This window comes from Rhodanobacter sp. Root627 (assembly GCF_001427835.1).
GTDB classification, from domain to species: domain Bacteria; phylum Pseudomonadota; class Gammaproteobacteria; order Xanthomonadales; family Rhodanobacteraceae; genus Rhodanobacter; species Rhodanobacter ginsenosidimutans.
Genome location: NZ_LMGW01000001.1, coordinates 686,742 through 707,553, shown reverse-complemented (window position 1 = coordinate 707,553; position 20,812 = coordinate 686,742). Strand labels below are relative to the sequence as shown.

At 65.1% G+C, this 20,812-nt stretch carries 20 protein-coding genes and 1 tRNA gene; 10 read left to right on the top strand and 11 right to left on the bottom strand.

The window, feature by feature from the left end; genetic code table 11:
• Positions 1-10 precede the first annotated feature (10 nt).
• The 3 genes from recJ to ASD68_RS03400 are packed head-to-tail and all read right to left on the bottom strand — an operon-like array spanning position 11 to position 4,600.
• Positions 11-1,732, bottom strand: coding sequence for a single-stranded-DNA-specific exonuclease RecJ (gene recJ, locus ASD68_RS03410; protein ID WP_056605107.1), 1,722 nt, complete (start codon positions 1,730-1,732; stop codon positions 11-13).
• Entirely contained in the window at positions 1,729-2,652 is a 924-nt protein-coding gene (locus ASD68_RS03405) for a hypothetical protein (protein WP_056603379.1), read from the bottom strand. The genes recJ and ASD68_RS03405 overlap by 4 nt, the downstream gene beginning before the upstream one ends.
• Before the next feature lie 13 nt (positions 2,653-2,665).
• The gene (locus ASD68_RS03400) at positions 2,666-4,600 is read right to left on the bottom strand and encodes an ATP-binding cassette domain-containing protein (protein ID WP_056603376.1); all 1,935 of its coding nucleotides are present in this window, start codon (positions 4,598-4,600) and stop codon (positions 2,666-2,668) included.
• Between the two features lie 200 nt (positions 4,601-4,800).
• Here ASD68_RS03400 and ASD68_RS03395 point away from each other — a divergent pair, with 200 nt between their 5' ends.
• The 6 genes from ASD68_RS03395 (at position 4,801) to ASD68_RS03370 (ending at position 9,415) form a co-directional block, all read left to right on the top strand.
• A complete protein-coding gene (locus tag ASD68_RS03395; protein ID WP_056603373.1) occupies positions 4,801-5,166 on the top strand; it encodes a hypothetical protein in 366 nt (121 codons plus the stop codon).
• Positions 5,167-5,260: 94 nt separating this feature from the next.
• Positions 5,261-6,298 carry an agmatine deiminase family protein gene (locus ASD68_RS03390; protein ID WP_056603370.1) on the top strand — a complete coding sequence of 346 codons (1,038 nt, stop codon included), beginning with the start codon at positions 5,261-5,263 and terminating at the stop codon, positions 6,296-6,298.
• A 91-nt stretch (positions 6,299-6,389) separates the two neighbouring features.
• Positions 6,390-7,280: a carbon-nitrogen hydrolase gene (locus tag ASD68_RS03385; protein WP_056603367.1), complete on the top strand. Its 891-nt coding sequence runs from the start codon at positions 6,390-6,392 to the stop codon at positions 7,278-7,280.
• Positions 7,281-7,360: 80 nt separating this feature from the next.
• Complete coding sequence (locus ASD68_RS03380; RefSeq protein WP_056078839.1) at positions 7,361-8,605, top strand: TraB/GumN family protein; 1,245 nt, start codon at positions 7,361-7,363, stop codon at positions 8,603-8,605.
• Between the two features lie 108 nt (positions 8,606-8,713).
• The gene (locus tag ASD68_RS03375; protein WP_007080738.1) at positions 8,714-9,040 is read left to right on the top strand and encodes a cytochrome c; all 327 of its coding nucleotides are present in this window, start codon (positions 8,714-8,716) and stop codon (positions 9,038-9,040) included.
• A 15-nt stretch (positions 9,041-9,055) separates the two neighbouring features.
• Complete coding sequence (locus ASD68_RS03370; protein ID WP_056078836.1) at positions 9,056-9,415, top strand: cytochrome c; 360 nt, start codon at positions 9,056-9,058, stop codon at positions 9,413-9,415.
• Between the two features lie 75 nt (positions 9,416-9,490).
• On the opposite strand, the gene ASD68_RS03365 is transcribed toward ASD68_RS03370, so the two are convergent.
• Positions 9,491-10,099, bottom strand: a complete 609-nt coding sequence (locus tag ASD68_RS03365; RefSeq protein WP_056078833.1) for an NfuA family Fe-S biogenesis protein — start codon at positions 10,097-10,099, stop codon at positions 9,491-9,493.
• A 141-nt stretch (positions 10,100-10,240) separates the two neighbouring features.
• On the opposite strand from ASD68_RS03365, the gene ASD68_RS03360 reads away from it, so the two are divergent.
• Positions 10,241-10,582: a 4a-hydroxytetrahydrobiopterin dehydratase gene (locus ASD68_RS03360; protein ID WP_056603363.1), complete on the top strand. Its 342-nt coding sequence runs from the start codon at positions 10,241-10,243 to the stop codon at positions 10,580-10,582.
• Here ASD68_RS03360 and ASD68_RS03355 read toward each other — a convergent pair whose 3' ends face one another.
• Positions 10,583-11,581: an RluA family pseudouridine synthase gene (locus tag ASD68_RS03355; protein WP_082545928.1), complete on the bottom strand. Its 999-nt coding sequence runs from the start codon at positions 11,579-11,581 to the stop codon at positions 10,583-10,585.
• 335 nt (positions 11,582-11,916) lie between these two features.
• Here ASD68_RS03355 and ASD68_RS03350 point away from each other — a divergent pair, with 335 nt between their 5' ends.
• Positions 11,917-15,024 carry an Rne/Rng family ribonuclease gene (locus tag ASD68_RS03350; RefSeq protein ID WP_056603357.1) on the top strand — a complete coding sequence of 1,036 codons (3,108 nt, stop codon included), beginning with the start codon at positions 11,917-11,919 and terminating at the stop codon, positions 15,022-15,024.
• A 70-nt stretch (positions 15,025-15,094) separates the two neighbouring features.
• Here ASD68_RS03350 and ASD68_RS03345 read toward each other — a convergent pair whose 3' ends face one another.
• The 5 genes from ASD68_RS03345 to ASD68_RS03325 form a co-directional block, all read right to left on the bottom strand.
• The gene (locus ASD68_RS03345; RefSeq protein ID WP_056078824.1) at positions 15,095-15,748 is read right to left on the bottom strand and encodes a response regulator; all 654 of its coding nucleotides are present in this window, start codon (positions 15,746-15,748) and stop codon (positions 15,095-15,097) included.
• A gap of 353 nt (positions 15,749-16,101) precedes the next feature.
• A tRNA-Leu gene (locus ASD68_RS03340) sits at positions 16,102-16,186 on the bottom strand.
• Between the two features lie 24 nt (positions 16,187-16,210).
• A complete protein-coding gene (gene secG / locus ASD68_RS03335) occupies positions 16,211-16,654 on the bottom strand; it encodes a preprotein translocase subunit SecG (protein WP_056603354.1) in 444 nt (147 codons plus the stop codon).
• Between the two features lie 13 nt (positions 16,655-16,667).
• Positions 16,668-17,426 (bottom strand): triose-phosphate isomerase, encoded by a 759-nt coding sequence (tpiA, locus tag ASD68_RS03330; protein WP_056605104.1) that lies wholly within the window; start codon positions 17,424-17,426, stop codon positions 16,668-16,670.
• Positions 17,427-17,654: 228 nt separating this feature from the next.
• Positions 17,655-18,557 (bottom strand): LysR family transcriptional regulator, encoded by a 903-nt coding sequence (locus ASD68_RS03325; RefSeq protein WP_156458317.1) that lies wholly within the window; start codon positions 18,555-18,557, stop codon positions 17,655-17,657.
• Positions 18,558-18,697: 140 nt separating this feature from the next.
• Here ASD68_RS03325 and ASD68_RS03320 point away from each other — a divergent pair, with 140 nt between their 5' ends.
• The gene (locus ASD68_RS03320; RefSeq protein ID WP_056603352.1) at positions 18,698-19,465 is read left to right on the top strand and encodes an SDR family oxidoreductase; all 768 of its coding nucleotides are present in this window, start codon (positions 18,698-18,700) and stop codon (positions 19,463-19,465) included.
• A gap of 73 nt (positions 19,466-19,538) precedes the next feature.
• Here ASD68_RS03320 and ASD68_RS03315 read toward each other — a convergent pair whose 3' ends face one another.
• On the bottom strand, positions 19,539-20,291 hold the full coding sequence (locus ASD68_RS03315; protein WP_235577495.1) for a TMEM175 family protein: 753 nt from the start codon (positions 20,289-20,291) through the stop codon (positions 19,539-19,541).
• Here ASD68_RS03315 and msrA point away from each other — a divergent pair.
• A complete protein-coding gene (msrA, locus tag ASD68_RS03310; protein ID WP_056603350.1) occupies positions 20,281-20,787 on the top strand; it encodes a peptide-methionine (S)-S-oxide reductase MsrA in 507 nt (168 codons plus the stop codon). The two genes, ASD68_RS03315 and msrA, sit on opposite strands and share 11 nt — an antisense overlap.
• Positions 20,788-20,812: the final 25 nt, after the last annotated feature.

The window sequence follows — 20,812 nt, the reverse complement described above, 5'->3', positions numbered from 1 at the left end:
GCGTGGAGATTCAGGCCGGCTCGATATGCCGCAACAGCAGCCGCGGCGATTCCCGACCCTGCCAGTCGTTGATGGTCAGCTCGTAGGCGGCGCGCAGCAAGGTCGGCGGCGGATGGCCGTGGTAGGCGTTGAACATCACCGCGTCGTGTTGGGCGCCGTCGCGCGGGTCGCGCAATTGCAGGCGCAGGTGGCGCTCGCCCATCACTTTCCAGCTGATGCAGTCGAATACGTCGTCGAACAACGGCTCGGGGAAAGCCTGGCCCCAGGGACCGGCGTGGCGCAGTTGCCGCGCCAGCGCCAGCGAAGCCGCGCCGGGCGGCAAGCCACCGTCGGTGAGAAGCACGGCCTGCAGGCGTTCGGCATCGATCAGCTCCTGCGCGACCGCGTCGAAGGCCGCCGCGAAACGCGGGTAATCGCAGGTTTTCAGGCTCAACCCGGCGGCCATCGCGTGACCGCCGAAGCGCTCGATCAGGCCGGGGTGGCGCGCGTCGATCACGGCCAGCGCGTCGCGAATATGGAAACCGGCGATCGAGCGGGCCGAGCCGCGCAGGTCGTCGGTGTTGTCCTCACTGGCAGGCGCGAACGCGATCACCGGCCGATGCAGGCGATCCTTCAACTTGGACGCCACCAGCCCCACCACGCCGGCATGCCAGGACGGCTCGTACAAGGCCACGCCGATCGCGTCGGTGTGCGCCATGTTGGCGGCCATCACTTCTGCCTCGGCCACCATCGACGCCTGCAGGTCGCGCCGTTCCTGGTTAATCGCGCTGAGTTCTTCGGCATGGCGGCGTGCTTGTCCCACATCGTCGGTGAGCAGGCATTCGACACCCAGTCGCATGTCTTCCAGCCGGCCAGCAGCATTCAGCCGCGGACCGACGGCAAAGCCCAGATCGCTGGCGCACAGCGTCGCCAGACTGCGTTTGCCCGACTCGACCAGCGCCGTGATGCCGGCGCAGGCCTGGCCGCTGCGGATGCGCTGCAAGCCGGCGGCCACCAGCACGCGGTTGTTGAAATCCAGCGGCACCAGATCAGCCACCGTGCCCAGCGCCACCAGGTCGAGCAGGCCGGAAAGGTCGGGACGCGCGGGCGAGCCGGCCGGAAACAGCCGCGCGCGCAACGCCAGCAACAGGTAGAACATCACCCCCACGCCCGCCAGCGCCTTGCTGGGAAAGCCGTCGCCGGCCAGGTTGGGGTTCACCATCGCGTCGCAGTCGGGCAGTTGCTCACCCGGCAGATGGTGGTCGGTGACGATGACGCGGATGCCGCGCGCTTTCGCCGCCGCCACGCCCGCCACGCTGGCCACGCCGTTGTCCACGGTGACGATCAATTGCGGCGTGGGTTGCAGCGAGGCCACCAGCGCCGGGCTCAACCCGTAGCCATGGATGAAGCGGTTGGGCACGGCATAGCCGAGATGCCGCGCGCCCAGCAGTCGCAACCCGCGCATCGCCACGGCGGTGCCGGTGGCGCCGTCGCAGTCATAGTCGCCGGCGATCAGGATGCTCCAGTCGCCTTCGATCGCCTGTACCAGCAAGTCGACCGCCTGCTCCATGCCGCCCAGCATCTGCGGCGACAGCAGCCGGGCCAGCCGGTGCTCCACCTGCTCGGGGCCGAACACGCCGCGGGCGGCGTAGATCCGCTGCAACACCGGGTGCACCGAATCGGGCCAGCCGCTGGCTTCGCCCAGACTGGCGCGGCGACGCAATTGCAGCGGGCTCGAGGCCACTGCGCTCAAGCGCCCGCTCCACGCCAGAAACGCCAGCGGTGCCAAGGTTTGCGCTGCCAGCGCTCGCCGCTGGCGAAGTGCAGCATCACCGGCTGACGCGCCAACAACGATTGCAGCGCGGGCCACCATTGGGTGGCGATGTTGCCGGCCGGCAGATCCTGCAAGTCGATCAGCCAGCCCTTGCCCGCCGCCGCCACCGTCTCGGCCGTGCGCGATTGATGCGCGGTTCCGGCGCGTGCCGCCAGCGCGTTGAGCACCACATCGTCACTGACCACGCCAGCCCATTCGCTGCGCAACGGACCCGGCAACACGCCGCCACCCCACAGCCACAGGCTGTTGACCGGCCACAGCCCCTGGGCCCGTCGCTGCGCATTCAAGGGATGCTGGTGCAGCAGGATCTGCACCTCATTGAGCAGCACGCGCCAGCGCTTGCCTTGCGGACCTTGCGGCAGATGCTGCGCCAGATCCTCGCCCATCGCCTGCTCCGGCGCGGCGAAGGTGGGCAACGGGCTGTTCTTGGCCAGCCGCAGGTGCCAGCGGTCGGGCGCGGTGATTTCCAACAGCATGCCGGCGTCGCCGAACACGGGTTTCAGGGGCGCGGCCAGCGCCTGCGCGTCGGCCATGCTCAGTTCCATCTGGCCGCATGCCAGCAGGCGCACGCCGTTGATGTCCGGCTGCACCCAGGCGGGGTCGGCCGACAACCAGCCATGCCCCGCCGCATCACCGCTGAGGTAATCGCGCGTCAACGCCGCCGCCGGCAACGGCGAGCCCGCGCCGGGGAAATGGTCGCCAAGCCCGTCGAGATACCCGATGGAACCGTCTGCCAACCGATCGGCGCGAACCAGCAACTGGCGCAGCGGATGATCCGGCGCGAAGCGCGGCAGTGCGGGCAACCACAGGTGCAGCGGACGTTCGGGCTTCGCACTCACGACTTCATCACTCCTACGCTTCCAATCGTTCCACCAGTTCCAGCCACTCGGTTTCCAGCGCTTCTTTCTCGCGGCGCAGCTCGGTCTGGCGCTGGCCCAACCGCATCAATTCCTGGGTGGGACCGTTGTAGGTCGCCGGATCGGCCAACTGGTTTTCCAGCGCGGCCAGCTCAGTGTCGATGCTGGCGGTGCGGGTTTCGATGCGCTTTACCCGCTGGCGTGAGGTTTTCTCGTCCTCGCGCTGGGCGGCCGCTTGGCGGCGACGCTCTTCGGGCGACACCTCCGGCGTTTTTGGCACCGGCTTGACGGTGGCGCTGGCCTTGGCGGCCTTCTTGTTGGCGGTGCCCCGGGTGCGCAGCCACTTGGCGTAATCGTCCAGATCGCCGTCGAAGCTTTCCACGCTGCCGTCGGCCACGCGCCAGAAGCTGTCGCAGACCAGACCCAGCAGGTGGCGGTCGTGCGATACCAGCACCAGCGCACCGTCGAAATCGGCCAACGCATCGGCCAGCGCCTCGCGCATGTCCAGGTCGAGATGGTTGGTGGGCTCATCCAGCAGCAGCAGGTTCGGCTTGTCCCACGCGATCAGCGCCAACGCCAGGCGCGCCCGCTCGCCGCCGGAGAAACCGTCGACGGATTCGAAGGCGCGGTCGCCGGCAAAATTCCAGGTGCCCAGGAAGTCGCGCATCACCTGCGTGGCCACGCCCGGCGCCTTGTCCTGCAGGTGATCGAGCGGGCTCGATCCCTCGCGCAAGCTTTCCACCGTGTGCTGGGCGAAGTAGCCGATCTTCAGGTCCTTGTGCGCCTTGCGCTCGCCGCTGAACGGCTCCAGCTCGCCCACCAGGGTTTTCACCAGGGTGGATTTGCCGGCGCCGTTCGGACCCAGGAGACCGATTCGCTCACCCGCTTCAATGGAAAAGCGCACGTCGGCCAGCACGATATGGGTAACTTCGCCGTTGCCCTCGCGGCTGGAGGGGTCGACCGCGTAGCCCGCGGTGACGTCTTCCAGTTGCAGCATGGAATCGGGCAACCGCCCGGGTGCGGGGAACTGGAAGCTGAAAGGCCGCTCGGCGCGCACCGCTTCGGTGCCAGCCAGTTTCTCCAGCCGCTTCATGCGCGACTGTGCCTGCTTGGCCTTGCTGGCCTTGGCCTTGAAGCGGTCGACGAAGGACTGCAGGTGCGCGCGCTCGGCCTGCTCGCGCTCGTGCGAGATCTGCTGCTGGCGCAACTGCTCGGCACGCAGGCGTTCGAACGCGCTGTAGTTGCCGGTGTACAGCTTCGCGCCACCGCCATCGAGGTGCATGGTGTGGGTGATCACGCCGTCGAGGAATTCGCGATCGTGCGAGATGATCAGCAAGGTGCCCTGGTAACGGCGCAGCCATTCCTCCAGCCACAGCACGGCGTCGAGATCGAGATGGTTGGTGGGCTCGTCCAGCAGCAGCAGGTCGGACGGGCACATCAGCGCGCGCGCCAGGTTCAAGCGTCCGCGCCAGCCGCCGGAGAATTCCTGCACGGCGCGTTCGTGCGTCTCGGGCGAAAAGCCCAGCCCGTGCATCAACTTGCCGGCGCGGGCACGGCCGTCGTAGCCGTGCAATTCCTCGATGCGGTGATGGGCGGCTGCCATCGCCTCCATGTCGCCGCGTTCGCCGGCGTCCGCCTCGGCGGCCAGTGCCGCGGCCAGTTCCTCGTCGCCGCCCAGCACGTAGTCGATGGCGGCATCGGGCAGCGCGGGGGTTTCCTGGTCCACCGAGGCCAGCCGCACCTTGGCCGGCATGTCGAGTTCACCCGCATCGCTTTCCAGCTTGCCCTGCAAGGCAGCGAACAGGCTGGACTTGCCGCAACCGTTGCGGCCGATCACGCCCAGCCGCCAGCCGGCCTGGATCACCAGGTCGATATCGGAAAGCAGCAGGCGACTGCCACGGCGCAGCGCGAAGTGTCGAAAAGCAATCATGGAATGAGCAGGTATCCGGAAGCAGGCGTGCGGTCGCCACAGCCGCCCATGATAGCCGCCCGGCCATGCCACCGCCGATTCGGGCGACGATCACGCAGGTGAATGCCGATCACGTCGCACCCGGCGCCGCCGGACATGGCGTAGCATCGGCAGTTCTGATAAAACGACGCCGCATACAGCTTGTATGGAGAGGGGAATCCATGGTCACGTCCACGAACGGCTTGCCGATCATCGTCATGCTCGCTGCGCTCACCGGTCTTGCGGCCTCGCCCGCGACCCACGCCCAATCCCGCACCACCCACGGCGACAACCTGCTGATCCACCGCGTACAGCAGGAAAAGGGCATGAACCTGCCCGGCCGCGGCCTCAGCATGGCGCAGGTCGAACGTGATTACGGCGCGCCGTTGCGCAAGCTGACGCCACGCGGTGGCGACACCAAGAAGCACCCGGTCATCAATCGGTGGGACTACGCCAAGTTCATCGTGTATTTCGAGCACAACCACGTGATCCACTCGGTGCTCAACACGCCCGCGGGCAACAACACCAACCCGGCGGCGGTGCAGTAACAAGCGCTGGATAACGTCTTGCGGCATCGCGATGGGTGCCGCTCCCTTTACACTTGCTGTTTCGCCCGCCGGGCTTCGAAACGCGAGTGCCGACATGACCGCCAACCCCCAACTACGCCTGCCGGCGGAATGGGAGCCGCAATCCGCCGTACTGATCGCCTGGCCGCACGCCGGCACCGACTGGGCCGACCGCCTGGCCGCGGTGGAATCGACCTATGTGGCGCTGGCTGCCGCAGTCACCCGGTTCCAGTCGCTGATCATCGTGGTGGCCGACGCCACATTGAAGGCGCACGCACGGGAAAAGCTTGCCGCCGCGGGCGCCGATCTATCGCGCATCCGCTTCGTCGAGCTGCCGTACGACGACACCTGGCTGCGCGATTCCGGCCCGATCACGCTGGCCGCCGGCAACCATTTTCAGCTCACCGATTTCCGTTTCACCGGCTGGGGCGGCAAGTTCGGCGCCGCGCAGGATGACGCGCTGGTGGCCGGGCTGGTCGACGCCGGCGTGTTCGGCAATGCCGCGCACAAGCGCATCGACTGGGCGCTGGAAGGCGGCGGCATCGAAAGCGATGGCGCCGGCACGATCCTCACTACCTGGCGTTGCCTGGTGCAGCGGCATCCGGACCAATCGCGCGAGGAGATGAGCACGATCCTGCGCGACGGCCTGCATGCCGAACGCGTGCTGTGGCTGGATTACGGCTACCTCGAAGGCGACGACACCGACGCCCACATCGACACCCTCGCCCGCTTCGCACCCGGCGACCGTATCGTCTACCAGGCCTGCGACGACGCCGGCGACCCGCACCACGACGAACTGCAACGCATGGCCGCCGAACTGGCCGCGCTGCGCACCGCGGATGGCCGTCCATATCAGTTGTATCCGTTGCCGTGGGCGCAACCGATCATCGACGAAGGCCGCCGGCTCGCCGCGTCCTATGCCAATTACCTGATCGTCAACGGCGCCGTGCTGGTACCCGCCTATGGCGATACCGCCGACGACGAAGCGGCGCGCATCATCGGCACGGCGCATCCCGGGCGCGAGGTGGTGCAGGTGCCATGCCGGGCACTGATCTGGCAGAACGGCAGCCTGCACTGCATCACCATGCAATTGCCCGCGGGCATGGCGCACTGACAAGTGGCTCGCCGCCCATGCGACGACCTTGGCGGCGCCATCACCCCCACCCGCTAAACTGAGCCGATTGGCCCATTCGGCAGGACATCCCATGACCCGCAAGACCCTCAAGGTCGCACTGCTGCAGGAAACCGACCGCGGCAGCCGCGACGCCAACCTCGATGCCATCGAAGCCGGCCTGCGTGAAGCGGCCGGCGCCGGCGCGGAACTCGTGTTGCTGCAGGAGCTGCACAACGGGCCGTATTTCTGCCAGCGCGAATCGGTGGAGGTCTTCGACCAGGCCGAAACGATCCCCGGCCCCGGCACCGCGCGCATCGGCAAGCTGGCGCAGGAGCTGCAACTGGTGGTGGTGGCGTCGTTGTTCGAGAAGCGCGCCGCCGGCCTGTATCACAACACGGCGGTGGTGTTCGACCGCTCGGCCGACATCGCCGGCAAGTACCGCAAGATGCACATCCCGGACGATCCGGCGTTCTACGAAAAGTTCTACTTCACCCCGGGTGACCTGGGTTTCGACCCGATCGACACCTCAGTGGGCCGGCTCGGCGTACTGGTGTGCTGGGATCAGTGGTATCCCGAAGCGGCGCGCCTGATGGCGCTGGCCGGCGCCGAACTGCTGCTCTACCCCACCGCCATCGGCTGGGACCCCACCGACGAGCAGCCGGAAAAGGATCGCCAGCGCGACGCCTGGATCACGGTGCAGCGCGGCCACGCCGTGGCCAATGGCTTGCCGCTGCTGGCGTGCAACCGCACGGGTTACGAGGCCGACCCGAGTGGCGTCGGCGCGGGCATCCAGTTCTGGGGCAACAGCTTCGTGGCCGGGCCGCAGGGCGAATTCCTGGCACAGGCGGGCACCGACCAGCGCGAGCTGCTGCTGGCCGACATCGACCTGCAACGCAGCGAACATGTGCGCCGTATCTGGCCATTCCTGCGCGACCGCCGCATCGATGCCTACGCCGACCTGCTCAAGCGCTTCCGTGATTGAGCCGGCGCCACTTCACTCCGCTTGTTCCGCATGCCGGTCATCCCCATGCTTGAACTTCACCCCGACCGGCCTGCTGACGCATGAGTGTTCCTGAAACCGATTCCACGTTATCCGCGCCGTTGGCGTTGCAGGACCAGCCCGTCGAGCGGGTGATCCGCGGCGGCGTGGAATACGTGGTGCTGGGCACCGCGCACGTATCGCGCAGCAGCATGGAGGCGGTCGAGGCGATGCTGGCGCACGAGAGCTTCGATGCGGTCGCCGTGGAACTCTGCGAGAGCCGTGCCCAGGGCATGCGCGATCCCGAAGCGTTCAAGCAGATGGATCTGTTCAAGGTGATCCGCCAGGGAAAGGCCGGCATGGTGGCCGCCAGCCTGGTGCTGTCCACCTTCCAGAAACGGCTGGCCGACCAGTCCGGCATCCAGCCCGGCGCGGAAATGAAGGCGGCGATGGATGGCGCCGAACAACGCCAGTTGCCGCTGTGGCTGATCGACCGCGAGGTGGGCACCACGCTGAAACGCGCCTGGCGCAGCGTGGGTTTCTGGCAGCGCTTCGGCTTGCTCGGCGGCTTGCTGGCCAGCGTGTTCGAGCGCGAGCAGATCGAGCAGGTCGAGATCGAGAAGCTGAAACAGGGCGATTTGCTGGAGAGCGCCTTCAGCGAATTCGCCAGCGAGTCCAAGCCGCTGTACGACAGCCTGATCGGTGAGCGCGACGCGTTCATGGCCGCGCGGCTGCGGCAGGAGTCGGCGCGTTCATCGGCATCGGAAACCCCGGCGCGGCGCGTGCTGGTGGTCATCGGCGCCGGACACCTCAAGGGACTGTGCGAGCAGTTGCGCACGCAGCAGGATGAGCCCTCCGCCAAGGTCATGGAGCTGGCCACCACGCCGCCCAAGGCACGCTGGCCGAAATGGTTGGCGGTGGCGCTGGTGTTGCTGGTGTTTGCCGCCATCGGCTACGCCTTCCATCGCAATACGGCGCTGGGCGCGCAGGCGTTGCGTGACTGGGTGTTGTTCACCGGGGGCTTCGCCGCGCTCGGCGCACTGGTCGCGGGCGGGCACCCGCTGAGCATCGTGGCGGCCTTCATCGCCGCGCCGATCAAGCCGTTCCGCCCCGGCATTCCCGCCGGCGGCATCAGTGCCATGGCCGAGGCCTGGGTGCGGCGTCCACGCGTAGTCGATTTCGATACCCTGCGCGACGACATCGTGCACTGGAGCGGTTGGTGGAAAAATCGTGTCGCCCGCACGCTGCTGAATTTCTTTCTCGTCAGCGTGGGCACGATCATCGGCGAATACAGCGCCGGCATCCATATTTTCAAGAGTCTGGTCTGAGCAGTCAGGCCGGCGCCGACGTACTCGTGTTGTCCCCGCGTCAACGCAACGTCTATACTTGGCCGGTTGCATACACTCCACACCGTCGCACCCGTGGGAACGAATTCGATGACTCGACTGCAATTGCTCGGCCTGGCCGTGGCGACCACTCTTTTTGCCGCCACCAGCGCACATGCCGAGGGCGACAAGGCCGCCGGCCGCAAACTGGTTTACACCTGCGCCGGCTGCCATGGCGTACCCGGTTACACCAATGCTTATCCGCAATATCCGGTGCCCAAGATCGCTGGGCAGAATGAGCAATACATCGTCAATGCCCTGCACGGGTACAAGAGTGGCGATCGTGTCCATCCCACGATGGATGCCCAGGCCGAGAGCTTGTCCGATACGGACATCCAGAACATCGCCGCCTATCTCTCCAGCCTCGCCAGCAAATAAGTCAGGGACTTCCGCATGAAACATGCACGCATTCTGCTTTCATTCGGCGCCGTCCTGGCGTTCGCCTCCACATCGTTGCTGGCCGCTGACGCGGGCAACGCGGCGAATGGCAAGGAAAAGGCCGCTACCTGTTTCGCCTGCCACGGCACCGACGGCAACGCGGTTGATCCGCAATATCCGCGCCTGGCCGGTCAGTACCAGCTGTACCTTTCCCACGTGCTGCACGAATACAAGAGCGGCCAACGCAACAACCCGATCATGAAGGGCATGGTTTCCACCCTGTCCGACCAGGATATTGCGGATGTGTCCGCGTATTTCGCCGGCCTGCCAAGCAAGCTGGATACGCTCAAGGGTCACCTGCAGGGCGACAACTGAGCCACTCGATCCACGATCGAAAAAAGCCCGCTTCGGCGGGCTTTTTGTTTCCGGGCAGAACAGCGTCAACCTGGCTCACACCGCGGCGGATGTACCCTCGTGCTTGCGGTAATACGGCTTTTCGCCACCCGCGTGATCGGTAGCATCGCGTACGGCGGTGATCTCGGGCACCCGCTCGCGCAAGGTCTTTTCCACACCCTGCTTCAGCGTCACATCGACCATGCCGCAACCGTGGCAACCGCCGCCGAACTGCAGCAACACCACGCCATCGGCATCGATTTCCAGCAAGCTCACACGGCCGCCGTGTGACGCCAGCTTCGGGTTCACCTCCGCTTCCAGCACATAACGCACGCGCTCGATCAGGCCGGCTTCCACACCTGGCACATGCCCCTTGATCATCGGCGCACGGATGTTGAGCTGGCCGCCGGTGGAAGTCGGTTCGAAATCGATGGTGGCGTTGTCCAGCCAGCGCGCACTGTCACCGTCGATATGGAAGTTGAAACCGGCGCACTCGATGGTCCATTCGCCGCCGATCAGGTCGATCGGCTCGCAGAACTCCAGCTCGCAGTTCGCCGCCGGTGTGCCTGGCGCCGTAACGCGCAGGCGAATGCTCAAATCGTCGATACCCTGTTGTGAAAGAAGGCGCAGGAAATGCTGCTGTGCGCGTTCCGAGATGTCGATCATGCCCACTCCGCCAAAGCTTGCGCCGCTGTTGCGGCTAATCAGCACCATTTTAGTCCAGTTTCCACCTGCACGCGCGGCTTTGACTTTTCAGGCGGCAACATCAACGCTGCAGGGCTTCACCACGGATCCCCGGAGTAGCGCATGAAAGCGAACCATTTGTCCGCGCAGCATTGCCAGCCGCGCAAGGGAAAGACGGATGCGGTGGACGCGTCACAGACGGCGGAGTTGTTGCAGCAACTGCCCGGGTGGAAACTCCGCGACGATGGAAACGCCATCGCCAAGGATTTCCGCTTTGACGACTTCCACCACACGCTGGGCTTCATCGCCGCCGTCGGCTTCATGGCCAACCAGGAAGACCACCATCCCGATCTCGAGGCCGGCTACGGCCACTGCCAGCTGACGTGGTCGACCCACGATGTGGGCGGACTGTCGATGAACGATTTCATCTGCGCGGCGCGGGTCGAGGCGCTGCTTGAGCGCTGATCAGATATCCGTACGCGACTTGTCGCGGGTATAGACCAGCCGCTTGCCCTTGACGGCCAGCACGTCGAGAAAGGCCTTCAGGTCGTCCGGCAACGGCGTGGAAAAACTGTACGAGCGCCCGTCCAGCTCGAAACTGAGGTGCGCCGCGTGCAGGAACAGGCGCTGAAGGCCCATTTCGCGGAAACGCTTGTTCATCTCCCGGTCGCCGTATTTCGGGTCGCCCGCCAGCGGATGGCCGATATGCGCGGCATGCACGCGGATCTGGTGCGTGCGACCGGTGCCCAGCGTGGCCTGCATCAGGCGCGCGCCCGGGTACTGCTCCATTTCGCGGAAGAACGTCAGCGACGGCTTGCCGCTTTCAGCCACCCGCACCATCCGCTCGCCCCCTTGCAGCACCGACTTCAGCAGCGGCGCATTCACGTCGAACTTGGCCTTGGACGGGTGCCCGAGCATCAGGCACAGGTATTGTTTGGTGACCTCGCCGGCACGAATCAGCGCCTGCAAGCCGGTCAGGCCGGCGCGCGTGCGGGCAAAAACCAACACGCCGCTGGTATCGCGGTCGAGCCGGTGCACCAGTTCCAGGTGTTCCTGTGGCCGGGCCGCGCGCAGTAGTTCGATGGCGCCATGGCTGACACCGCTGCCGCCGTGGCTGGCCACGCCGGAGGGTTTGTCGATCACCAGAAAGTGTTTGTCTTCGAACAGGATCGCATCGGCCACCGAGGCCACCAGACCAATGGCTGGTGCCCGGCCTTCCTCACGCTCGGCCACCCGGACCGGAGGGATGCGTAGCGTATCACCGTCCGCGAGACGCGTATCCGGCTTGGCCCGCTTGCCGTTGACGCGCACCTGGCCGGTACGCAGCAGCCGGTAGATCATGCTCTTGGGAACGCCTTTGAGCAGGGTCATCAACGCATTGTCGATTCGCTGGCCATCCCGTTCGGGGCCAACCACGACTTGACGCACACCTTGAGGTGCATCGGGGGAAGTTACCGTTTGCATTGAAAAAAACCTGCTTAAATAGGATACTCGGCGGGCGTCCACTTGGCCCGCCGATACATGGCTCGGGAGAGGTGGCCCACCCGCAACGTCGGCGAGGATGGCGGCGGTTGCCCGTTCGGCACCGACCACGATCTCCCTTTCATCGTAACGGTTGGGTTGTTGTTTGTCCGATGCCATGTGGTATCGGATACGACAACGCAAGTAGATCGAATCATCCCCGACACCGGGAACGGTGCCGTCATTTTGCCGCTTTACCGCTGCGGCGCGATCCCCGGCAGGCCGCCATTGAGGCGCCACCGCGGCACGCGACGCGCGGCAGGCCGAGGAAATCCACCATGAAACGTATGTTGATCAACGCGACTCAGCGTGAAGAGTTGCGCGTGGCCATTGTCGATGGCCAGAACCTGTACGACCTGGATATCGAAATCCCTTCGCGGGAACAGAAAAAATCCAATATTTACAAGGGCCGCATCACGCGGGTTGAGGCTTCACTTGAAGCCTGCTTCGTCGAGTACGGCGCCGAACGCCACGGCTTCCTGCCGCTGAAGGAAATCTCCCGCGAGTACTTCACCGCCGGCCTGGACCCGCACAAGTCCAACATCCGTGAGTTGCTGAAGGAAGGCCAGGAAGTCGTCGTCCAGGTCGAGAAGGAAGAGCGCGGCAACAAGGGCGCCGCCCTGACCACCTTCATCAGCCTCGCCGGCCGCTACATGGTGCTGATGCCGAACAACCCGAAGGCCGGTGGCGTCTCGCGCCGTATCGAGGGTGAAGACCGGCAGGCACTGAAGGAAGCGCTGGAGCACGTCACCGTACCCGACGATGTCGGCCTGATCGTGCGCACCGCCGGCCTCGGTCGCGACGCCGAAGAACTGCAGTGGGATCTGGATTATCTGCTGCAGCTGTGGAAATCGATCTCCGAAGCCGCCAGCAAGCAGAAGGCACCGTTCCTGATCTACCAGGAATCGAAGCTGTTCATCCGCGCCCTGCGCGACTACCTGCGCAGCGACATCGGCGAGATCCTGATCGACGAGGAATCGCTGTACAACGATGCCCGCGATTTCATGCAGCAGGTCATGCCCAACGCCCTGCGCAAGCTGAAGCTGTACCGCGACGACACCCCGCTGTTCACCCGCTACCAGATCGAGACCCAGATCGAGAGCGCGTTCGATCGTCAGGTACGCCTGCCCTCCGGCGGTTCGATCGTGATCGACCAGACCGAGGCGCTCACCGCCATCGACATCAACTCGTCGAAGGCGACCAAGGGCAGCGACATCGAGGACACCGCGTTCAACACCAACTGCGAGGCCGCGGTGGAAATCGCCCGCCAGGCGCGCATCCGCGACGCCGGTGGCCTGATCGTGATCGATTTCATCGACATGGACAGCCCGCGCCATCAGCGTGAGGTGGAAGACCGCCTGAAGGAGGCGCTGAAGCTCGACCGCGCGCGCGTGCAGATCGGCCGTATCTCCCGTTTCGGCTTGCTGGAAATGTCGCGTCAGCGCCTGCGCCCGAGCTTGGGCGAAGCCAGCGAGATCGTCTGCCCGCGTTGCGAGGGCCATGGCCACATCCGCGGCGTGGAATCGCTGTCGCTGTCGACCCTGCGCCTGATCGAAGAGCATGCGATGAAGGACAACACCGGCCAGGTGCTGGTGCAGGCGCCACCGGCCGTCGCCAACTTCCTGCTCAACGAAAAGCGCGCCAGCGTGGTGGAGATCGAACTGCGCCACAAGGTGCACGTGGTTGTGGTGGCCGACGACAAGCTGGAAACGCCGCACATCGAGATCATGCGCATCAAGGAAGCGGAGATGGGCGAGCACAGCAAGCCCAGCTACGAGCGCCTCACTGCAGTCGCTGCCACCGAATTACCGAAAATGGGCCAGACCCTGGGCAGCAGCGAACAGCCGGCCGTCAGCGGCATCATGCCCGCCAGCCCGGCACCCATCCGCGAGGAAATCGCGCCGGCTCCCGTTGCTGCGGCACCAGCATCCAAATCGACGGCACGCGCCAAGCCATCGCCGACCACAGCACCCACTGGCGGCCTGATGGCGCGCATGCTGGGCTGGTTCCGCAGCAGCATGGAAGCGGCGCCGGTGGAAAAGTCGGCCGAAAAATCCGCGGCCAGCGGCGCCGATCGCAACAACCGTCGCGACGAGCGTTCCGGCCGCGGCCGTTCGGGGCAGCCTGCCCAGCAGAACGGCACGCCGGCACGTCAGTCCCGCCGTGACGGCGCATCGCCGTCAGCTGCCAAATCCTCCTCGTCACAACAGCCCAAGGGCAACCGCCAACGCAACAGCGAGTCCGGTCAGCCCCGGCAATCGCAGCCGGCGCAGAATGCCGCCCCGGCCCGCCAACCGCGTCCGCCACGTCCGGCTGCCACGGAAAGCGCTGCGGCCGTCACCCCGCGCCCCAACGCCCAGCCGCAGGCCAAGCCCGAGCGCCAGCCGCGCCCAGCCGTTGCCGAGCCACTGGAAGCCGCACCGCTCGCCGACGCCGCGCTGGAAGCGAAGCAGCTCGCCCCGGCTGTGACTTCGGTCGCCCCGGAAGCCGAAGAATCGCTCGATGCCGATGGCAGTCCGTCCCGCCGCCGCCGGGGTCGCCGCGGTGGTCGTCGTCGGCGCCGGCACGACGAAACGACGGTTGCCGCTGGTGGCACGGAAACCCAGGTGCCATCCATCGACGATGAGGGCCGCGACGACGCAGCCAGCGATGTTGGCACCGAGAAGTCGAAGCCCACAACGCCCGTGCAGAACGCGCCAAAGGCAGTCGTCGACACGGCGGCCACCGACGAACCCGCACGCCGCGTCGTGGTGGAACCGTCCAACGTCACCGTAGCGGCCACCGCCGCTGTCGTCGCCAACGCATCCGGCAACATCACGGAGCAGGATCGCGCTGCACCCGTCGCCGCCGCAGCGGCCGTCACCGAACTCGAGCTGCCGCCGCTCCCACCGATTCCCGCCCCCATGGCGGACTCGGCCGCGGCGCCAGACGACGCCGATATCGTGGTCAAGGCATCGCCTGTCGCACCGTCGGTAGCGTCGCCGGTGGCTGCTGCCATCCCGACATCGATCGCATCGGCCGACGCACCCGCACAGGCGCCTGCCAGGCAGCCAGCGCAAGAAGCAGCCGCAAGCGAGAAGACGAACACCGTCACGACGCCCGGTGTCCACACACCACTGGTAGCGGCCGTGGCAGCTGCGATCAACGGACCGCGTCGTGAGGATGTCGCGTTCGCCACCGTCTCCACGCCGGCACCCACGCCAAAACCGACGATCGCGGTCGCCGCCGAGGAGGTTGCGCCGAAAGTGGTGGAGCTGTCGCCCGCACCCGCGATCCCGGCACCGGAGCAAGGTGACCTGCTGTCAGCCAATCGTGCTGCTTCCGAAAGCCACGACATCAGCGCGACCGAGACCAATCGTCCGACCGGACAGCCGCAAGCCGACTGAACCCGCGGCACAGCTGGGTAAACAAAAAAGCCGGGCAATGCCCGGCTTTTTTGCGCCACGTCGTCTGCGATCAACCGCCGATGGCGTGGCCCGGATTGTCGATCAAACCATGCACCGTCATCAGGTGTGCCAGGTTGAGCACGTGATCCACCCGCAGCTTTTCCATCAGGCGCTGCTTGTACGTCGACACGGTTTTCGGGCTCAGGTTGAGCTGCTCGCCGATCAGGGTCAGCGGCTTGCCGCACACCAGCATCATTGCCACCTCCAGCTCGCGGCTGGACAATGCGTCGAATGGCGAGGTGCTGCCATCGAGAGTCGCCAGCGCCAGCTGTTGCGCCACGGCAGGCGCCAGGTAGCGCCTGCCGGTCGAGACCTGGCGAATGGCGGTAACCAGCTCCTCGGCCCTGCACCCCTTGGTGAGGTAGCCCAACGCCCCCGCGTCCAGCAACCGTTTCGGAAAACGCGCGTCATCAACGACGGTGACCACCACGATGCGGGTCGACATCTTCGCGCGATTGACGCGCTCGGTAAGTTCGATGCCGCTCATGCCCTGCATATGGACGTCCACCAGCGCGATGTCCGGCTTCAGCGTGCGAATCAATCGCAAGCCGTCTTCCGCATTTCCCGCTTCGCCCTGGATACAGATGTCCGACTGCTGCTGCAAAATCATCCGGAAGCCGGTGCGCACCAGCTCATGATCGTCCACCAATATGACATTGATCACCGCGTGCCCCTCCCTGGTTAGGCTTAGTGAAATTAGGCTGCTGAACAAATCATTGCAAGCCATGAAGGTGCCGCCCACGAAAACAGGCAGCCACCTGCCGACGCCACGCACCGTGATCTGGCATCCCCGCCAATCATCGCTGCGGTAAATCGATCGCCAAAATTTGCCACGCCCACCCTTGCCTCTTATGTAAGCGCTCGCCCTGGCATACCGTGCGGGAATGTCTGGCCTGCAAGCCGCCGATGGCATCCGGATCCCCGGTTGGATACCAAAAGACGATGGCGGCAGCATAAAAAAACCCGCCGAGCGGCGGGTTTTTCCATTCCGCAGCAGTCTGCTGCGAAAGTATCAAATGGTGCCCAAGAGGGGACTCGAACCCCTACGACTCTCGTCGCTACCACCTCAAGGTAGTGCGTCTACCAATTCCGCCACCTGGGCAGGTGTGTTTCTACCGCGCCCTTTTCAGGGTTTTGTCGCAGGTTTCGGCTGGGGTGCAGCCGGTATTTCGCCTTGGTCGCCGGCGGGAGCCGTTGTGGCCTCGGGTACGGCCGTGGCCGGCGAGGTGGCTTGCGGCACTTCCGAGCTGACGGCTGTCTTGCCGGCGGGTGCTTCAGCGGGCTTGGTGGCCACGCCGGACATCACGCCAAGATCGACGGCATCCTGATGAGCGTTGCCGTTGTAGTTCAGGTAAACACCCATGCCCAGACTGAGGGCAAAAAACACCGCGGCGAGCGCACCGGTGGCCCGGGTCAGGAAGTTGGCCGAACCGCGCGCACCGAATACGGTGGCAGAGGCACCGCCGCCGAAACCGGAGCCGGCACTGGCGCCCTGACCGTTTTGCAACAGGATCAGCACGGTCATTGCCGCCGCGACCAGGATGTAGAAGACGCTGAAGATGACGAACATGATTTCTCGGAACCTATGGCGCTTGATGCGCCGCGGCGCAGATGTCTAGGAAGTCGGTTGCAGTCAAGGCTGCGCCGCCTACCAACCCGCCATCGACGTCCGGTTGCGCAAACAGCTTTGCGGCGTTGACCGCGGTGACGCTGCCGCCATAAAGCAGCCTAGTCAGACGGGCGATTGTAACATCTTCTTTTTCGAGTTTGCTACGAATGAACGCGTGAACGTCCTGCGCTTGTTGCGGCGTCGCCGTCTCGCCGGAGCCGATCGCCCACACCGGTTCGTACCCGACCAGCGCCGTGTCGAAACTCGCAATGCCGTTGAGTCGCAGGACCGCTTCGAGTTGTTCGCCGATGACGTTTTCGGTTTCACCACTGTCACGCTGCTGGCGGGTTTCACCGACACAAAGGATGGGGGTGAGCCCTCCCGCCCTCGCGGCCGCGAATTTTCGCGCGACGCATTCGTTGCTTTCGCCGTGATAGCGGCGGCGCTCCGAATGACCCACCAAGACATAGTCCACGCCGACTTCCGCCAGCATCGCGGCGCTTACCTCGCCGGTATAGGCGCCCTGTCCTTCATGCTCGCTCACGTCCTGCGCACCCAATTGCAGGACCGTGCCGGCGAGTTGTTCGCTCAAGGTGTTGATGTATGGATACGGGGGAAACACGGCTACATCGATGTCGGCCGGCATGCTGGCGGCAATGGCGCCGGCCAGGTCCGAGGCCATCGAGCGACTGCCGTACATCTTCCAGTTTCCGGCCACAAGTTTTCTGCGCATGGTCTGCTTCATAGGCGAGCGAGCGGCAAGCTTACTGATGCCCCTGCCCCCCGGCAAACTGGTCATGCCGCCTGCCACAATCCAGTACCACTTTGCCTATAAATTGATACCACGGGCACCATCGGACCATACCAATTCACATTTGTGTGCGATCGCGAGTCGTGAGAGACCGTGATCGGCGAGGGCCAGCAACGCATGTCGGGACCGGGGTCAGCAACGCGTTGACCGTCACAACCGCAGATAAGGCGCCAGCAAACCTTCCAGCCAACCCATGAATTCGCGAACCCTGCTGGGCAGGTTGCGGCGGTTGGCGTACAGGATCGACAGCGGCATCGGTTCGGCTGGAAATTGCGGCAGCACTTCCACCAGTTGTCCCTGCTCGATCCACGGTTGCAGGCTTGCAATGGGTGACTGGATCAGCCCCAACCCGGCCAGGCAGGCCGTCGTATAGGCCTCGGTGTTGTTGACCGTCAGCACGCCCTCCATCGGCAGGCACGCGTATCCGGTGCCGGTGGGATATTCCCAGCCTGCTGGTTTGCTGCCCAGCGTGGATGCGTAGTGGATCAGCCGATGTGCCGAGAGATCCTCCAGCGTTTGCGGCGCGCCGTGGCGGCGCAAATAGTCGGGGCTGGCGCAATTGATGACGCGCAGGTTGCCGAGCGGACGGGCCACGAGGTTGTTTTCCGCCAACGGGCCGGCACGCAACACGCAGTCGAAACCCTCGCGCACAAGGTCGACCACGCGATCGGTGCTGCTCAACTCCAACTCGATCGATGGATGCGCCTGCAGGAATTCCGGCAATCGCCTGATCACGATGTTGCACGCCATGCCGGTGGACATGTCCACCCGCAAGCGCCCGCGCAGCGATTGACCACCTTGCTGGAACATTGACTGCAGCTCGTCCATGTCCCCCAACAGGTCCTTGCTGCGCTCGTAGAAGGCCTGGCCGTCATGGGTCAGGCCGACCTTGCGCGTCGTCCGGTGCAGCAGCCGTGTGCCGAGCAGGCTTTCCAACTGCTGCACGGCCATGGACGCGCTGGCCTTGGGCATCGCCAGGCTCTCGGCGGCGCGCGTGAAGCTGGCCATTTCCGCCACCCGCAGGAATATCCGCATCGCATCGAGTTTGTTCACGCGCTTTCCCGTGGAGGTACCGAGGCCTGTCCAAGCGCCTATTGTTCAAAAATGACGAACATACAAATCAACTAACGCCAATTTATCCCTTGTCTGTCGATCAATAAAGTCGCCTCTCCCACATCTGATCGGAGACAACCATGATTCGCCACGCACCTTCCATCGCCCTCGTCACCGGCGGCAGTCGCGGCCTGGGCAGGAACGCCGCACTGAAATTGGCCGAACAAGGCACCGACGTCATCATCACCTACCGCACCAATCGCACCGAAGCCGAGGCCGTCGTGGCGCAGGTCGAGGCCATGGGCCGCCGGGCAGTGGCGCTGGCGCTCGACATGGCCGACAGCCAGCGCTTCGATGCCTTCGCTCAACAGGTGGGCGAGGTGCTCGAAAGCCGCTGGCAGCGCCAGCAGTTCGACTTTCTCGTCAACAACGCGGGTACCGGCGGGCACGTCAGCTTTGCCGAAACGACGGAAGCGCAGTTCGACGAACTGGTCGACGTGCACTTCAAGGGCGTGTTTTTCCTCACCCAGAAGCTGTTGCCGCTGATCGCCGACGGCGGACGCATTCTCAACGTCTCCAGCGGCCTGACGCGATTCACCCTGCCCGGCTATACCGCTTATGCGGCGATGAAAGGCGCCATCGAGGTACTCGCGCGCTACCTGGCCAAGGAACTGGGCCCGCGCGGTATCGCCGTGAATACGCTGGCGCCTGGCGCCATCGCCACCGATTTTGGTGGTGGCGCGGTGCGCGACAACGCGCAGTTGAATGCCTTCGTGGCCTCACAGACCGCCTTGGGTCGGGTTGGCGAAGCGGACGATATCGGCGGCGTGGTGGCGTCGTTGCTGACGTCCGCCAATGGCTGGATCAATGGCCAGCGGATCGAGGCCTCGGGCGGCATGTTCCTGTAACCATCGGCGGAAGTTCCACGGCGCCAGCCACACACCGTCGTGACACCACCAGCTCCACGGAGGGAGCTGGCGCTCAGGCGTTGCTGGCACGTTCGATGCGGCGATCCGGAATCAGCCACAACAACGCCGCCAACACGTACATGGCCTGGCCCGCCCACGGCCGCCAGAACGTCAACGCGATGCCCGTCAGATAGAGCAGTGGCGACAGTTTGCCCTTCCAATCCGACCCGATCGCCGTGGCGAGCACGGCGTCGCGGCCATCAGCCACGATAAGCGTGCGCTGCAGCAGCCAATAGGCGACCGCCGCCATCAACAGCACCACGCCATAGACGGCCGTCGGCGACGCGGCGAAGTGGTTTTCGCCCATCCAGGCCGTGGTGAATGGAAGCAACGACAGCCAGAACAGCAGGTGCAGGTTCGCCCACAGCACGCGCCCCGATATGCGGTGCACGGTCGAGAGCATGTGGTGATGGTTGTTCCAGTAAATGCCCACGTACACGAAGCTCAACACGTAGCTGAGCAGAACCGGAGCCAGCGGCGCGAGCGATGCCAGCGCATGGCTTTCAGGCACTTTCAGCTCCAGCACCATGATGGTGATGATGATCGCGATGACGCCATCGCTGAACGCTTCCAACCGCCCCTTGCCCATGTGTCGATCCCCGTTGGGCGCCCGACGGCCCCCAGGCGGCAAAGCTTGCCTCAGGAACGACGCGGTTGCACGGCAAACGTTGGATGGGTCTGCCTGTCGTTCCACCACTCGACAAAGCCGCGCATCATCCCCATCTTCAACCGCACACCAACCACCGGAGATTTCGATGACAGCCACCACTGATCGCGCCATTCTTGCCGGCGGCTGTTTCTGGGGCATGCAGGATCTTCTGCGCCGCCAGCCCGGCGTCGTCTCCACCCGCGTGGGTTATTCCGGCGGCGACGTGCCGAACGCGACGTATCGCCATCACGGCACCCATGCCGAGGCCATCGAGATCGTGTTCGATCCGCAGGTCATCAGCTACCGTACCCTGCTGGAGTTCTTCTTCCAGATCCACGACCCCAGCACCATCAATCGGCAGGGAAACGACCGGGGTACCAGCTACCGGTCGGCCATCTTCTACACCAGCGAAGCGCAGAAGGAAGTGGCCGAAGACACCATGGCCGACGTCGACGCGTCCGGCTTGTGGCCGGGCAAGGTCGTGACCGAGCTGGGGCCCGCGGGTGACTTCTGGGAAGCCGAGCCCGAACACCAGGACTATCTCGAACACTTCCCCACCGGCTACACCTGCCACTTCATCCGGCCGGACTGGATATTGCCGCGGCGCGCCTGAAGCACGACGTCGCCAAGCGTTGTCG

Coding starts and splice junctions, on each gene's coding strand:
- ASD68_RS03390 (WP_056603370.1), top strand. CDS start 5,261: ATGACCGCCAACCCCCAACTACGCCTGCCGGCGGAATGGGAGCCGCAA.
- ASD68_RS03380 (WP_056078839.1), top strand. CDS start 7,361: ATGAGTGTTCCTGAAACCGATTCCACGTTATCCGCGCCGTTGGCGTTG.
- msrA (WP_056603350.1), top strand. CDS start 20,281: ATGACAGCCACCACTGATCGCGCCATTCTTGCCGGCGGCTGTTTCTGG.
- ASD68_RS03370 (WP_056078836.1), top strand. CDS start 9,056: ATGAAACATGCACGCATTCTGCTTTCATTCGGCGCCGTCCTGGCGTTC.
- ASD68_RS03375 (WP_007080738.1), top strand. CDS start 8,714: ATGACTCGACTGCAATTGCTCGGCCTGGCCGTGGCGACCACTCTTTTT.
- ASD68_RS03360 (WP_056603363.1), top strand. CDS start 10,241: ATGAAAGCGAACCATTTGTCCGCGCAGCATTGCCAGCCGCGCAAGGGA.
- ASD68_RS03350 (WP_056603357.1), top strand. CDS start 11,917: ATGAAACGTATGTTGATCAACGCGACTCAGCGTGAAGAGTTGCGCGTG.
- ASD68_RS03365 (WP_056078833.1), bottom strand. CDS start 10,099: ATGATCGACATCTCGGAACGCGCACAGCAGCATTTCCTGCGCCTTCTT.
- ASD68_RS03395 (WP_056603373.1), top strand. CDS start 4,801: ATGGTCACGTCCACGAACGGCTTGCCGATCATCGTCATGCTCGCTGCG.
- ASD68_RS03355 (WP_082545928.1), bottom strand. CDS start 11,581: ATGCAAACGGTAACTTCCCCCGATGCACCTCAAGGTGTGCGTCAAGTC.
- ASD68_RS03385 (WP_056603367.1), top strand. CDS start 6,390: ATGACCCGCAAGACCCTCAAGGTCGCACTGCTGCAGGAAACCGACCGC.
- ASD68_RS03400 (WP_056603376.1), bottom strand. CDS start 4,600: ATGATTGCTTTTCGACACTTCGCGCTGCGCCGTGGCAGTCGCCTGCTG.
- tpiA (WP_056605104.1), bottom strand. CDS start 17,426: ATGCGCAGAAAACTTGTGGCCGGAAACTGGAAGATGTACGGCAGTCGC.
- ASD68_RS03320 (WP_056603352.1), top strand. CDS start 18,698: ATGATTCGCCACGCACCTTCCATCGCCCTCGTCACCGGCGGCAGTCGC.
- secG (WP_056603354.1), bottom strand. CDS start 16,654: ATGTTCGTCATCTTCAGCGTCTTCTACATCCTGGTCGCGGCGGCAATG.